The 12,698-nt window shown below is 65.8% G+C and carries 14 protein-coding genes; 6 read left to right on the top strand and 8 right to left on the bottom strand.

Features of this window, described 5'->3' with window-relative positions; all coding sequences use genetic code 11:
* The first annotated feature begins 4 nt into the window (after positions 1-4).
* From WT53_RS09935 to WT53_RS09925, 3 genes are read left to right on the top strand one after another with little or no spacing between them, the layout of a single operon-like run.
* Entirely contained in the window at positions 5-1,138 is a 1,134-nt protein-coding gene (locus WT53_RS09935; protein ID WP_034207958.1) for an acyl-CoA dehydrogenase family protein, read from the top strand.
* A 38-nt stretch (positions 1,139-1,176) separates the two neighbouring features.
* Positions 1,177-1,638, top strand: coding sequence for a MaoC family dehydratase (locus WT53_RS09930; protein WP_034207957.1), 462 nt, complete (start codon positions 1,177-1,179; stop codon positions 1,636-1,638).
* Positions 1,635-2,111, top strand: coding sequence for a MaoC family dehydratase (locus WT53_RS09925; RefSeq protein ID WP_034207956.1), 477 nt, complete (start codon positions 1,635-1,637; stop codon positions 2,109-2,111). The genes WT53_RS09930 and WT53_RS09925 overlap by 4 nt, the downstream gene beginning before the upstream one ends.
* 47 nt (positions 2,112-2,158) lie before the next feature.
* Here WT53_RS09925 and WT53_RS09920 read toward each other — a convergent pair whose 3' ends face one another.
* Positions 2,159-2,851, bottom strand: coding sequence for a glutathione binding-like protein (locus WT53_RS09920; RefSeq protein ID WP_034208736.1), 693 nt, complete (start codon positions 2,849-2,851; stop codon positions 2,159-2,161).
* A gap of 199 nt (positions 2,852-3,050) precedes the next feature.
* Positions 3,051-3,842 (bottom strand): oxepin-CoA hydrolase, alternative type, encoded by a 792-nt coding sequence (locus WT53_RS09915; protein ID WP_034207955.1) that lies wholly within the window; start codon positions 3,840-3,842, stop codon positions 3,051-3,053.
* 202 nt (positions 3,843-4,044) lie between these two features.
* Here WT53_RS09915 and WT53_RS09910 point away from each other — a divergent pair, with 202 nt between their 5' ends.
* Complete coding sequence (locus WT53_RS09910; protein ID WP_034207954.1) at positions 4,045-4,701, top strand: glutathione S-transferase; 657 nt, start codon at positions 4,045-4,047, stop codon at positions 4,699-4,701.
* Positions 4,702-4,743: 42 nt separating this feature from the next.
* Here the strand turns inward: WT53_RS09910 and WT53_RS09905 are convergent, their stop codons facing one another.
* Both WT53_RS09905 and WT53_RS09900 read right to left on the bottom strand, forming a co-directional pair.
* The gene (locus WT53_RS09905; protein ID WP_034207953.1) at positions 4,744-5,916 is read right to left on the bottom strand and encodes a pyridoxal phosphate-dependent aminotransferase; all 1,173 of its coding nucleotides are present in this window, start codon (positions 5,914-5,916) and stop codon (positions 4,744-4,746) included.
* Positions 5,917-5,944: 28 nt separating this feature from the next.
* The gene (locus tag WT53_RS09900; protein ID WP_034207952.1) at positions 5,945-6,442 is read right to left on the bottom strand and encodes a putative toxin-antitoxin system toxin component, PIN family; all 498 of its coding nucleotides are present in this window, start codon (positions 6,440-6,442) and stop codon (positions 5,945-5,947) included.
* A gap of 57 nt (positions 6,443-6,499) precedes the next feature.
* On the opposite strand from WT53_RS09900, the gene yaaA reads away from it, so the two are divergent.
* The gene (gene yaaA / locus WT53_RS09895) at positions 6,500-7,282 is read left to right on the top strand and encodes a peroxide stress protein YaaA (protein ID WP_034207951.1); all 783 of its coding nucleotides are present in this window, start codon (positions 6,500-6,502) and stop codon (positions 7,280-7,282) included.
* A 137-nt stretch (positions 7,283-7,419) separates the two neighbouring features.
* The gene (locus WT53_RS09890) at positions 7,420-8,574 is read left to right on the top strand and encodes a M14-type cytosolic carboxypeptidase (RefSeq protein WP_034207950.1); all 1,155 of its coding nucleotides are present in this window, start codon (positions 7,420-7,422) and stop codon (positions 8,572-8,574) included.
* An 82-nt stretch (positions 8,575-8,656) separates the two neighbouring features.
* Here WT53_RS09890 and WT53_RS09885 read toward each other — a convergent pair whose 3' ends face one another.
* The 4 genes from WT53_RS09885 to WT53_RS09870 all read right to left on the bottom strand — a co-directional run bounded on the left by WT53_RS09885 (position 8,657) and on the right by WT53_RS09870 (position 12,470).
* Positions 8,657-9,313 (bottom strand): BspC domain-containing protein, encoded by a 657-nt coding sequence (locus WT53_RS09885; RefSeq protein ID WP_034207949.1) that lies wholly within the window; start codon positions 9,311-9,313, stop codon positions 8,657-8,659.
* 136 nt (positions 9,314-9,449) lie between these two features.
* Positions 9,450-10,124 carry an energy-coupling factor ABC transporter permease gene (locus tag WT53_RS09880; protein WP_034207948.1) on the bottom strand — a complete coding sequence of 225 codons (675 nt, stop codon included), beginning with the start codon at positions 10,122-10,124 and terminating at the stop codon, positions 9,450-9,452.
* A 76-nt stretch (positions 10,125-10,200) separates the two neighbouring features.
* Positions 10,201-11,043 (bottom strand): response regulator transcription factor, encoded by an 843-nt coding sequence (locus WT53_RS09875; protein WP_034207947.1) that lies wholly within the window; start codon positions 11,041-11,043, stop codon positions 10,201-10,203.
* 209 nt (positions 11,044-11,252) lie between these two features.
* A complete protein-coding gene (locus WT53_RS09870) occupies positions 11,253-12,470 on the bottom strand; it encodes a DUF2863 family protein (RefSeq protein WP_034207946.1) in 1,218 nt (405 codons plus the stop codon).
* Positions 12,471-12,698 lie beyond the last annotated feature (228 nt).

Below are 12,698 nucleotides of genomic sequence, written 5' to 3'. Positions count from 1 at the left end.
AACCATGGATTTCAGCTTTACCGATGAACAGCAGCAGTTCGCCGACGCGCTGCGCCGGTATCTCGGCGAGCAATACGGCTTCGAAGCGCGCCAGGCGATCGTGCGCAGCGATGCCGGTGTGTCGGATGCGCAGTGGAGCGCATTCACCGAGCTGGGATTGACCGCGTTGCCCGTGCCGGATGCACAGGGCGGCTTCGGCGGCGGCCCGGTCGACATGCTGGTCGTGATGCAGGAGCTCGGCCGCGCGCTCGTGATCGAACCGTACTGGGCCACGGCGGTCGGCGTCGAAGCACTGCGGATCGCCGGCTCCGGCGCAGGCGCCGACGCCGCGCTGCTGGAGGCGGTCGCGCAGGGGCAAAAGCGCGTGGCGGTCGCGTTCCACGAACCGCAGGCGCGCTACGACCTGTACGAACTCGACACGCACGCGCGCGAGCAGGGCGGCACGTATCGGCTGACCGGCACCAAGTCGGTGGTTCAGCACGGCGCCCAGGCGCATGCGTGGATCGTGCCGGCGCGGGTCGACAGTGGCGGTATCGGCCTCTTCGTCGTCGAACGCGATGCGGCCAACGCGAAGGTGGTCGACTACCGGACCATCGACGGCCAGCGTGCCGCGACGATCGCGTTCGACGACACGCCTGCCCGACTGCTGACGGGCGGTGCGCGCGACGCGGCGGCACTCGAGCAGATCGCCGATTACGCGACCTTCCTGCTGTGCGCGGAAGCGGTCGGCGCGCTCGACGAGCTGAATCACGCGACGGTCGAATACACGAAGACGCGCGAGCAGTTCGGCGTGCCGATCGCGCGTTTTCAGGCGCTGCAGCACCGGATGGTCGACATGCTGATTCATGCCGAGCAGGCGCGTTCGCTGACCTATCTCGCGGCGGTGCGCTACGCGAGCGGCGATGCCGATGCGCGGCGCAAGGCCGTGTCGGCCGCGAAGGCGCGGGTCGGCGCGGCCGCGCGCTTCGTCGGCCAGCAGGCCGTCCAGTTGCACGGCGGCATGGGCGTGACCAACGAGGTGGCCGCCGCGCACCTGTTCAAGCGGCTGTCGATCATCGAGACGACGCTCGGCGATACCGATCATCATCTCGCCCGCATCGCGGCGCTGCCCGATTTCGCGCAAACCGACGTAGCATGACGGCGACGCGCGAGCGCGCCAGACAAGGAGACTTATCCGTGGGCATCAGTTACGAAGACCTGGTGGTCGGCAGCACGACCGAAGTGGGCCGCTACACGTTCGAGCCCGACGACATCAAGGCGTTCGCGAAGCGCTACGATCCGCAGCCGTTCCATGTCGACGAGGAAGCGGGGAAGGCATCGCATTTCGGCGGCCTCGTCGCGAGCGGCTGGCATACGTGCTCGGTGTTCATGAGCCTGCTGGTCCGCAAGCTCGGATCGGATTCGACCAGCATGGGCTCGCCGGGCATCGATTCGATCCGCTGGCTGAAGCCGGTCCGCGCCGGCGATACGATCACGATGTACCAGAAGGTGCACGACAAGCGCGTGTCGGAGAGCAAGCCCGATCGCGGCATCGTGTCGACCGAATGGGTCGGCGTGAACGAAGCCGGCGAGACGGTGATCACCGTGCAGACCAAAGTGATTTTCGGGCTGCGCCATCCGGGGGGCGCGAACCCATGACCGACGTGACCTTGCCGCTGATCGCATCGGCGCAGGCGTTGCGGGAGCGGGTCGGCGCGGAGCCGCTCGCGAGCGGCTGGAGCGAGATCGATCAGGCGCGCGTCGACGGTTTCGCCGACGCGACCGGCGATCATCAATGGATTCACGTCGACCCCGAGCGGGCGCGGCGCGAGTCGCCGTTCGGCGGGCCGATCGCGCACGGGTTCCTGACGCTGTCGCTGATTCCCGCGTTGATGACCGACGCAATGCGTTTCGAGCAAAAGATGGGCGTGAACTACGGGCTGAACCGCGTGCGGTTCTTGAAGCCGGTGCCGGTCGGGGCGCGCGTGCGTGCGCTGTTCGCGGTGAAGGAAACCGCCGACGCCGCGCGCGGCGGCATCCAGGTGACGTGGTCGGTATCGATGCAGGTCGAGCGCCCCGACGCGCCGCTGCCGGTATGCGCGGCGGAGTTCATCACGCTGCATTACTTCTGACACACGGAGCGGCATGCACGGATGCCGCTCCGCTCGTCATACGCTCGTCAGTGTTTCGCGTATTGCGTTGCGCCGAACAGCACTTCGCGCGCCTTGTCGTCCTGCAGCGCCTTGCGCATCGACGCGAGCACCTCGACGCCGCGCTGCACGGCCGGTCGCGCGGCGATCGCCTCGTACCAGCGCTTCACGTTCGGCAACGCGTCGAGCACGATGCCCTGGTTCTGCCACGAGCGCGTCCACGGGAACGTCGCAATGTCCGCGATCGTGTACGCGTCGCCCGCGAGGTATTCGGATTCGCCGAGGCGCTTTTCCATCACGTTGTACAGGCGCTTCGCTTCGTTCGTGTAGCGGTTGACCGCATACTCGATCTTCTCCGGCGCATACAGGCGGAAGTGGTGCGCCTGCCCGAGCATCGGGCCGACACCGCCCATCTGGAACATCAGCCACTGGAGCGTCGCATAGCGCGCGACCGGATCGGTCGGCAGGAACTTGCCGGTCTTCTCCGCGAGGTAGATCAGGATCGCGCCCGATTCGAACAGCGAGATCGGCTGGCCGCCGGGGCCGTCCGGATCGACGATCGCGGGGATCTTGTTGTTCGGGCTGATCTTCAGGAACTCGGGCTCGAACTGGTCGCCCGCGCCGATATCGACCGGATGCGCGCGATACGCGAGGCCCGTTTCCTCGAGCATGATGTGCACCTTGTGGCCGTTCGGGGTCGCCCAGCTATAGACGTCGATCATCGTCAACTCCTGTGTGGCATGCGCGAAAACGGCGCCGGCGGCGCCGCGACAGGCGGTCATTAGAGCATGGATCGACACGGGCTGCTGGCGATGCAAACGCGCGTGCCGACGCGCATGCGCGGCCGGCCCGGAGAGCGCCGCGACGTCGCGCGCGGCGGCGACGGGCCGCATCGGATGGGCGCGGCGGCGTGGCGGCGTATCAGCGCTTGTAGCGTGGCTGGCGCTTCTCGAGAAAGGCAGTGATGCCTTCGAGGCCGTCCGCATGATGCAGCGACGCGACGAAATGATTGCGCTCGGTGCCGAGCTGCGCATCCAGCGGTTGCGCGGTCGCGTCGTCGAGCAACGACTTGATGCGCGTGAGCGCATTCGGCGAAATGGCAGCGAGCGCGTCGGCCCATGCCAGTGCGTCGCCCAGTGCCGAGCCGGGCGCGGCGAGCCGGTTGACGACGCCGAGCGCATGCAGGCGTTCGGCGGCCACCGGCTTGCCTTCGAACAGGAGTTCGGCCGCGATCGCACGCGGCAGCGCGCGGGCGAGAAACCACGAGCCGCCGCCGTCGGGCGTCAGACCGACGCGCGCATACGACATCACGAATTTCGCGTCGTGTGCCGAGACGATCAGGTCGCACGCGAGCGCCAACGAGAAGCCCGCGCCGGCTGCCGCGCCTTCGACGGCTGCGATCACCGGCTTCGTCGACGCGCGGATCGCGGTGACCCATGCCGCGAGCTGGTCGATGCTGTCGGCCTGGAAGGACGGATCCTTCGAGCGATTCTCGAGCAGCCGGTTCAGGTTGCCGCCTGCGCAGAAGAAGCGATCGGCGCCCGTCAGCACGACGGCGCGAATCGCCGGATCGCGTTCGGCGGTGGCGAGCGCTTCGATGCCGGCCGCATACATGTCGGGATGCAGCGCGTTGCGCGCGCCGGGATTGGACAGCGTGAGGACGAGCGTCGATTCGCTCTCGGGCGGACGCGAGGCCAGCAGTTCAGCACTCATGCGAGCGTGTCTCCATCGGGTGGCGCGGCGGCGGCGCCGCGTGTGTCGCGCGGACGGGCGGAGCCGACGCCGCAGCGGAGGTAATGTCGTCGTGACGGACGCACGACTTGCTTTAGACTAGCACGAACGTGCTTTTCAGCGCGATGAATCCCGATGCGGCCCGCGTCGATGCGGCCGCGCTTCAGCAAGGAAGGAGATGCCAATGCTACAGCTGTGCGGTATTCCGTTGTCCAACTACTACAACAAGGTGAAGTTCGTCCTGCTCGAGCACGACATTCCGTTCGAGGAGGTGGTGTGTGGTTTGCCGATCAGCGACCCGGCTCGGCTTGCCGATTCGCCGCTCGGCAAGATTCCGTTCCTGAAGACCGAAGAGGGCGCGCTGTTCGAGTCGCAGGTGATCGTCGAATACCTGGCGGCGCGCTATCCCGAGAAAGGCATTCTCCCCGCGAGCCCGTTCGCGGCGGCGAAGGTGCGTGAACTGGTCGAGACGCTCGAGCTGTATCTCGAATGGATGGCGCGCGAGGTGTATACGGAAGCGTTTTTCGGCGGCAAGGTGAGCGACGGGATGAAGGCGCACGTCGAGAAGCGCCTGCCGCGCGCGATCGATGCATTCAGGCAGATGACGCGGTTTTCGCCGTATGTGCTCGGCGAGTCGTTCGGCCTCGCGGACATTGCCGCCTGGGTTCATCTGCCGGTCATCGGGATGGCGACGAAGGCCATATTCGACCGCGACTTCCTGCTCGAGGCAGGCATCGACTGGAAGGCGCACGCGAAGACGGTGGGTGAACGCCCGGCCGCGCAACGCGTGGCAGCCGAGCGCAAGGCGTATGTCGAAGCGGCGAACGTCGCACGTTCGTAAGCGCGGTTCCCGAAGGGCGGCGCGCGGCCGCCCGTGCGGCGCTTACAGGCGGGCCAGCCGATCGAGCGCGGACGCGAGCGTGCTTTCCTGCTTTGCGAAGCAGAAGCGGACGACGCCCGATTCGTGCGGCTCGTGATAGAACGCCGATACCGGAATGGCGGCCACGCCGATCTCCGACGTGAGCCACTTCGAGAATTCCGCTTCGGGCAGGTCGCTGATCGCCGAGTAATCGACGCACTGGAAGTACGTGCCCGTGCACGGCAGCAGCTTGAAGCGCGTGCGCTCGAGGCCGGCCCGGAAGAAGTCGCGCTTCCGTTGATAGAAGCCCGCGAGCGACAGGTACGGCGCCGGGTCGCGCAGGTAGTCGGCGAGCCCGATCTGCATCGGCGTGTTCACCGTGAACACGTTGAACTGGTGGACCTTGCGGAATTCCGCGGTCAGCGCGGCTGGCGCCGCGACGTAACCGACCTTCCAGCCCGTCACGTGGTAGGTCTTGCCGAAGCTCGACACGATGAAGCTGCGCGCGGCGAGTTCCGGGTAGCGCGCGACGCTCTCGTGGCGCGCACCGTCGTAGACCATGTGTTCGTAGACCTCGTCGGACAGGATCAGCACGTTGGTGCCGCGCACGATGTCCTCGAGCTTGCGCATGTCCGCCTCGCGCCACACGGTGCCCGTCGGGTTGTGCGGCGTATTGATCAGGATCATCCGCGTTTTCGGCGTGATCGCTGCCGCGAGGCGGTCGAACGGGATCGCGTAGTCGGGCGCTTCCAGCGTGACGAACACGGGCTTGCCGCCGGCGAGCTCGATCGAAGGCAGGTAGCTGTCGTAGGTCGGCTCGACGACGATCACTTCGTCGCCCGGATGCACAGCGCACAGGATCGCCGTCAGCAGCGCCTGCGTCGCGCCGGCCGTCACGGTGATTTCGGTGGCCGGATCGTAGCGCCGGCCGTACACCTGCGCGATCTTGTCGGCGATCGCGTCGCGCAGCGGCGCGACGCCGGCCATCGGCGGATACTGGTTGTGCCCGTTGCGCATCGCGGTTGCGACCGCATCGACGATGCGCGGATCGCAATCGAAATCGGGAAAACCCTGGCCGAGGTTCACCGCACCTTTTTCGGCGGCAAGCGCGCTCATGACCGTGAAGATCGTCGTGCCGACGTTCGGCAGGCGCGAGGGGAAAACGGGCGTCGTTGGCATATCTGAAGGAGCGTTCATCGATACGGTCGGATTCGGATGGATTGCGTCAGGCGGGCGTCGTCGTGGCGGGCGGCGCGGCGTCGAGCGCGCAGGCTTCCACGAACGGCGCGGGTTGCGCGATCCGGAAACCGAAGTCGCGTGCGGTGCGCTTCGCGAGCTTCAGCAGCGCGCGGTCTTTCGACACGAGCCACTCGGCCCGCGCGGCGCGGGCGAGTTCGAGAAATTTCTGATCGTCGCGGTCCTTGCACTTCGGCAGCGGCGGCGCGTCGGCGTCGACGGGCGGCGGTTCGACGAGGCTCGCGAGCCGGGCGACCGTGGCGAGCGCGTCGGCCTTGTCGATCGCCCGCGACTGGAACTGCGGATAGTCGAGCACGTATTCGAGTTCCGTCAGGCAGCGGCCGTCGATCACGGCGGCAAGCATGCCGTGCTCCAGCGCGGCACGGATCGGGCGCGTAGCGGGGTCGTCGAATACGAGGATGTCGATCCAGACGTTCGAGTCGAGCACGACGCGGTGTGCGGCATGCGGGGCGAGAGAGCGGGCCATTCGTTACAATCGGAGGTTTTCGTCTGACCGCAAGGCACGGCGTGCCAGCGAGCCTCTATGATAATCGTTCTCTCTCCCGCCAAATCCCTCGACTACGATACGCCCCCGCACGTCCAGTCTTACACGAAGCCTGCATTCGTCGACGACGCGTCGGAGCTGATCGATGGCCTGCGCAAGCTGTCGCCGCAGGACATCGCGACGCTGATGGATATCTCCGATCCGCTCGCGCGCCTGAACTTCCAGCGCTATGCCGACTGGTCGCCGACGTTCACGCCGGCCAACGCGAAGCAGGCCGTGCTGGCGTTCAATGGCGACGTCTACGAGGGTTTCGACGCGAAATCGCTGTCGTCCTCCGATCTCGACTATGCGCAGCAGCACGTGCGCGTGTTGTCGGGCCTGTACGGGCTGCTGCGTCCGCTCGATCTGCTGCAGCCGTACCGGCTCGAGATGGGCACGCGGTTCGCGAATGCGCGCGGCAAGGATCTGTATGCGTTCTGGGGCGACCGCATCACGCGGGCGCTGAACGAGCAGCTCGAGACGCGCAGCGGCGCCGCGCGCGTGTTGATCAACTGCGCGTCGACCGAATACTTCAAGTCGGTCAAGCCGAAGCTGCTGGCCGCGCCGGTCATCACGCCGGTATTCGAGGACTGGAAGGGCGGCCGCTACAAGATCATCAGCTTCCATGCGAAACGCGCGCGCGGCCTGATGGCGCGTTTTGTCGTCGAGAATCGTATCGCCGACCCGAAGGCGCTGAAGGCATTCTCGACCGAGGGCTATGCGTTCGATGCGGCCGCATCGAACGATTCGACTTACGTATATCGCCGGCGCGTCGGCGAGTGACCCTGCCGGCCGTTCGCGAGGCGGCAGGCGCATGCACGAGGCCGGCCGGGCGGTACACCGCCTGCTTCGGTCGACAGCTTTGCATGGGACCGGAGTAAGCGCTGAAGCGCTAACACCGGTCGACAAAGGAGAGATAGATGGCCCTTTCGATTACCAGTAATTTCGACGCAGGCGCAATCGACGTCGTGTCGTGCGACAGCCCCGATGCAATCCGGCTGCGCGTGCGTGGCGACAATCGTTCGGAGTTCGCGCAATGGTTTTACTACCGCTTGACGGGGGCGCGCGGCGAGCGGTGCGTGATGACGTTCGAGAACGCAGCCGAATGCGCGTATCCGTCCGGCTGGCGCAACTACCAAGCGGTCGCGAGCTACGACCGGGTCGACTGGTTCCGCGTGCCGACGACGTTCGACGGCAAGACGATGACCATCGACCATACGCCGGAGTTCGACAGCATCTACTACGCGTATTTCGAACCGTACTCGGAAGAGCGTCACGCGGCGTTTCTCGGCGCGGTCCAGCAGTTGCCGCAGGCCAGCGTCGTCGAGCTCGGCCGCACGGTCGAAGGCCGTCCGATGTCGCTGCTGACGCTCGGCACGCCGGAAACCGATGGTGCGCCGAAGAAGAAGGTGTGGATCATCGCGCGCCAGCATCCGGGCGAGTCGATGGCCGAGTGGTTCGTCGAAGGCCTGGTCAAGCGGCTGGCCGGCTGGGGCGACTGGGCCGGCGACCCGGTGGCGCGCAAGCTCTACGATCGCGTGACCTTCTACATCGTCCCGAACATGAACCCGGACGGCAGCGTGCACGGTAACCTGCGCACCAATGCGGCCGGCGCGAACCTGAACCGCGAGTGGATGGCGCCCGATGCCGAGCGCAGCCCCGAGGTGCTGGCCGTGCGCGACGCGATCCATGCAATCGGCTGCGACATGTTCTTCGATATTCACGGCGACGAGGATCTGCCGTACGTGTTCGTCGCCGGCTCGGAGATGCTGCCGAGCTTTACCGAGCAGCAGGGCAAGGAGCAGGCTGCGTTCATCGACGCGTTCAAGGTCGCAAGCCCCGACTTCCAGACCGAGCATGGCTACGCGGCGAGCAAGTACAAGGAAGATGCGTTGAAGCTCGCGTCGAAGTACATTGGTCACCAGTTCGGCTGTCTGTCGCTGACGCTCGAAATGCCGTTCAAGGACAACGCGAACCTCCCCGACGAGCGCGTCGGCTGGAACGGCGAGCGCAGCGCGGCGCTCGGTGCGGCGATGCTGGCCGCGATCCTGGTGCACGTCGACACGTTCGCGTAAGCGCAGCCGTCGTCGCATGAAAAAGCCGGCGCATCGCGAGATGCGCCGGCTTTTTTGCTGCTGCCGTTGCCGCTCCGCCGTATCAGGACTTCTTCGCAGTTTTTTTCTTCACGGCTTTGTGCGGGCCGCTCGATTTCTTCGTTGCGACGGCCTTCTTGCTGCCGGTGCGGCTCGATGCCTTCGCCTTGGCTTTGCCGCGGTGCGACTTGCCCTTGAACTTCTTCGTCGAAGACGACGAGCGCTCGACGCGCGGCTTCAGCGGCGGAACCGGATCGTTCCAGCTGAACGCGAGCATTTGCTGGCCGACATAGCCGCAACGGAATTTCAGCGGCGTCGGATCGCTGCCGTCGCTGTGGATGCCGAGCCCGTCGACGGTGACGATATTGTCGACTTTCACACGCTGTTTGCCTTGGTCGAACGAGTCGTTCCACGGCGTGATCGTTGCGTTGCCGCTGTCGAATGCATTCGGCGCGAAGTCGACTCGGTCGAAGGCCGTCGAGGTGCTGGCGATGAAGCTGCCGTGCGCCGCACAATCGGCGGCGAGCGGATCGGCATGCATTTCGTTGACGAATTTGTTGATCAGTTCGGAGCGCTGGTCGAGCAGGTCGGCGAATACCGGAGCGGGAAGCGCAAGCGACAGGCCCGCGATACAGGCTGCCAGCTTGCCGAGCGCCCGGAAAATCCGGAGCGAGGCAGGTGAGCTGTCCATCTGGTTATTGGTGAGGAGCGAAGGAGACATCGGGCACGTATAGATGCCCGATGAAGAACAGGAGTTCAATCTTAGCGTAAAAAAGTCGTGCGGCAGTAGGTGACGTATTCGGCGCACGCCGTGGAATCCGTCGGTCTGCGTGTGCGCCGAGCCGATCCGGAGGAATTCAGGCGCGCGGGCCGCCGAGGCGGTAGCGCCGGACGTCGAAGGTCGTGACCCACGCAGGGCGATAGACGGCGATGAGTGCCGTTGCCATGCCGGTGAACCATGCTTCGCCGAGCGCGAGCAGCGCGGTGTTCAGCAGATAGCCGGCCGGAATCACGACGGGCACGCCGTCCGCGAGCGCGAGCTGGACGCCGGCCGCCGCGGCGGCGACCGCGACGATCGCGATGGCCGGCGACAGGAAACCCTGCCCGGTGATGAACGACGCGAGGTTGTGCGGCAACCACGCGAGCGCGGCGCGTTGCAGCAACGCCGACACGCCGACAGGCAGCGCACCGTAGATCAGATAGGTCAGGCCGATGCCTTGCCACGGTGCGTCGAAGATGAGCGCGGCAACCGCCGTGACGGCGCCCATGGCGACCAGTGCGAGTGTCCAGTCGAACAGCGTGACGAGCAGCGTTGCGCCAAGCAGATGCATGACGATGCCATCTTCGAGCCATGCGTTCGAGGCCCACAGGACCGTGATCGCAGTGACGAGCGCAAGCCACACGTGCTGAAGCGTGGCGTCTTGCAGACGGACGAAGGGGCGATTCCAGATCGCGAGCGCGAGCAGGGCCACGGCGGCGATCCAGCCACCGATGCCAACCCAGAGCGGAAGCGGTGTGAAAAGAAAACCCATGCGTCCATATTACTCGTTGAGCATCAAAGGTGGGAGCCTGCACATGTCCGACCGTCGCAATATCGAGACTGTTGGCCTAGCGTCCGCGCCGGAACCGTGCCGGCGGCTCGGCGGCGAGCGGCAGGTCTTGCGTGCCGGCATTCGCGATGGGCAACGGGTACGGACGGTCGTGCCGTTGCGTACGCAGCGGAGCCGGGCCGTGTTCGCCGATGGCCGGCTTGCGGGCGCGGTTGCGGTTCGCCAGCAGCACCTCGAGATGGGGCGACAGCCAGCCGTTGTAGATCGCGACCGCGGCGGCGCGGTTTGCGGCACCGAGTTGCTGGAAGATGCTCGCGAGGTGGATTTTCACGGTGCCTTCGCTGATGCCGAGCGTACGCGCGATCATCTTGTTCGTGCTGCCCATGTGGACGAACCGCATGATCTGCGCTTGGCGCGGCGACAGGAGGCCGCTCGGCGGGCGCCGGGGCAACGAGCCGGCGAGCGTCTGGAAATGGGCATCGTGGCGCGCCGTCGCCGTCGCCGTGGACGGCAGGAGGCTGAGGGCGATCGGCGGAATGTAGTATCCGCCCAGCAGGACGATCTCGAGCGCGCGCACGATCAGGTGCGGCCGCGTGGAGTGCGGGATCACGCCCGCGACGCCGTAATTGAAGAAGCGCTGGATGGCGTCGGGGGAGATGTCGTCGACCAGAACGGCGACCGGTGTCGGCGAGCACGCGTTGCCGAGTGCCTGAAGCTCGCTCACCCGGCCCACGTCCAGCCAGTCGATCACGACGAGGTCGAAACGCTGGGTGCGCAGCAGCCGGCGCGCCTGGAAACCGTCAGGCGCATCGTTGATGCTGGCGTGCCGGTCGATCTGCCGCAACAGGGTCTTCAGTCCGTCACGCCGCTCGGCGTCTGAGTTAAGTACCAAGAACCGCATATTCAACCTCCGTGAAGTGGGTCATTGACTGCTGTCGGGTATTAGCTGGCCCCGATAATGACAAAGACCTTACACGATGTCTGCTTGGCTGAAAGGCTTAGGAAAAGTTCGAAAATTTGGACGACGGGCATCGGATAAGAAAAAAGCCGCTTCGGTGGGCACCGGAAGCGGCTTCGGGCAGGGCAGGCCATCGAGGCCTGCGGGGCGGGTCAGTGGAAGTGCGGCTGGGCGGGCGACGCGTCTTCCGGCATTTCCGCATGGACGATTTCGCCGAGCGGATCGGCGTAAAGTGGCACGCCGCAGTCGTCGCAGTATTCGGGCTCGAAGCGGCCCGCGTGCCGGCGGACGTCGGTTACGCCGCATTCTTTCAGCAGGCTCACGATTTCCTCGAGCGGCCCTTCGATCGGCGCTTCGCCTTCGAGCGTCGCGTTGTCGATCGATACGTCGCCGTTTTCACGGCCGTAGAGCGGCCACACGACGCCGTAGATCACGTCGTTGCTGGCACGCCGCGTGAAGCCGACGCGATACTCGTCGACACGACGTTCGCCGAAGCCGGCGACCACCGCGCGCAATTCCTGCGGCGCCGCACCAAGTGTGTCGAATAGATAACGAATGGCCGTTCGGACGGTGTGCGGACGCACGCGTTCGTCCGCATCGCGACAGGCCGAGTAGTACGCGTCCGGAAGCAGGCATTCGAACTCGCAGCCGGGCAGCGCGATCGACAGGTTCGGGCCGCCTTGGGCCGTCCATTGTTCGAGGCACTGGCCGCGCTCGATCCGGCTGCCGTTTTCTTCTTCCTGCCAGCGGAACAGCGGCGAGCCGGCCGGCGCGGCGACGACGGCCAGCAGGAAGCGCGGATCGGCCAGGATCGGCGAGGTTTCCGGCAGGTCGCCGAAACTCAGCTTCGGGTTGTGCTGGCCGATTGCCGCATGGGCGAGTTGCTGGGCCAGCCGATAGGTTTCCACGTGGTGCCGCGGCAACTGGTCGATGCTGTAGAGAAACGGTGCGAGCCCGACGAGGGTGCCGTTCGCGAGCACATGCGCCTGCAGGTGCGTTCGCAGCGCGTCGGCAACGTCGCCTTTGAGCGGGCCTGACGGAATCATGTAGCGCGTCCAGGCGAGAACCGGGACGGCGACCAGCAGCGCATCGTAGGGTTGGCCGTCGTGTTCGATCATCATCGACTCGCTGTGCGTCTCGGCCATGTCGGCGAGCGCGCCGTAGGCGTCGGGATGATTTTGCTGAAGATGGTCGAGCGCGGCGTCGAGCGTGGTCTGATTGCCGTTGCGGACAATCTTGGCGAGCAGCGCATCGAGCTTCGCTTCCCAGAAGCGATCCTCGATGCGGCTGCCCGACGCGAAGAGCGCAAGTGACAGACCGACCAGTTTGTCGGCATCGGGGGGGAGGCGTTTGGCGATTCGCTGGCGCATATTAAAGACGTATATAGAAAGAGGCGAAGAACCTCACATTCTAGTCCGTTCTTTGCACCATAAGCGGCATCGTGCCCGGGCACGGCCGGACGGCCGAATTGCGGCGTCTGTAAAAAAGTTGCTTCAAACCCCTTGCTCTTGCGGGGTGGGCTGCATAGAATCACGCCTCTTTCGCGCTAACGGAAACGCGGCGCGGGAGGAAGGGAAGCGGTGCTGTTGGAGTTCGGA

Origin of the sequence: Burkholderia sp. MSMB2157WGS (assembly GCF_001532755.1) — a bacterium.
Classification (GTDB): domain Bacteria; phylum Pseudomonadota; class Gammaproteobacteria; order Burkholderiales; family Burkholderiaceae; genus Burkholderia.
The sequence above is the reverse complement of the archived record's forward strand: the minus strand, read 5'-3'. Positions and strand labels throughout refer to the sequence as shown.

Coding starts and splice junctions, on each gene's coding strand:
- WT53_RS09935 (WP_034207958.1), top strand. CDS start 5: ATGGATTTCAGCTTTACCGATGAACAGCAGCAGTTCGCCGACGCGCTG.
- WT53_RS09925 (WP_034207956.1), top strand. CDS start 1,635: ATGACCGACGTGACCTTGCCGCTGATCGCATCGGCGCAGGCGTTGCGG.
- WT53_RS09920 (WP_034208736.1), bottom strand. CDS start 2,851: ATGATCGACGTCTATAGCTGGGCGACCCCGAACGGCCACAAGGTGCAC.
- WT53_RS09915 (WP_034207955.1), bottom strand. CDS start 3,842: ATGAGTGCTGAACTGCTGGCCTCGCGTCCGCCCGAGAGCGAATCGACG.
- WT53_RS09910 (WP_034207954.1), top strand. CDS start 4,045: ATGCTACAGCTGTGCGGTATTCCGTTGTCCAACTACTACAACAAGGTG.
- WT53_RS09905 (WP_034207953.1), bottom strand. CDS start 5,916: ATGAACGCTCCTTCAGATATGCCAACGACGCCCGTTTTCCCCTCGCGC.
- WT53_RS09900 (WP_034207952.1), bottom strand. CDS start 6,442: ATGGCCCGCTCTCTCGCCCCGCATGCCGCACACCGCGTCGTGCTCGAC.
- yaaA (WP_034207951.1), top strand. CDS start 6,500: ATGATAATCGTTCTCTCTCCCGCCAAATCCCTCGACTACGATACGCCC.
- WT53_RS09890 (WP_034207950.1), top strand. CDS start 7,420: ATGGCCCTTTCGATTACCAGTAATTTCGACGCAGGCGCAATCGACGTC.
- WT53_RS09885 (WP_034207949.1), bottom strand. CDS start 9,313: ATGTCTCCTTCGCTCCTCACCAATAACCAGATGGACAGCTCACCTGCC.
- WT53_RS09880 (WP_034207948.1), bottom strand. CDS start 10,124: ATGGGTTTTCTTTTCACACCGCTTCCGCTCTGGGTTGGCATCGGTGGC.
- WT53_RS09875 (WP_034207947.1), bottom strand. CDS start 11,043: ATGCGGTTCTTGGTACTTAACTCAGACGCCGAGCGGCGTGACGGACTG.
- WT53_RS09870 (WP_034207946.1), bottom strand. CDS start 12,470: ATGCGCCAGCGAATCGCCAAACGCCTCCCCCCCGATGCCGACAAACTG.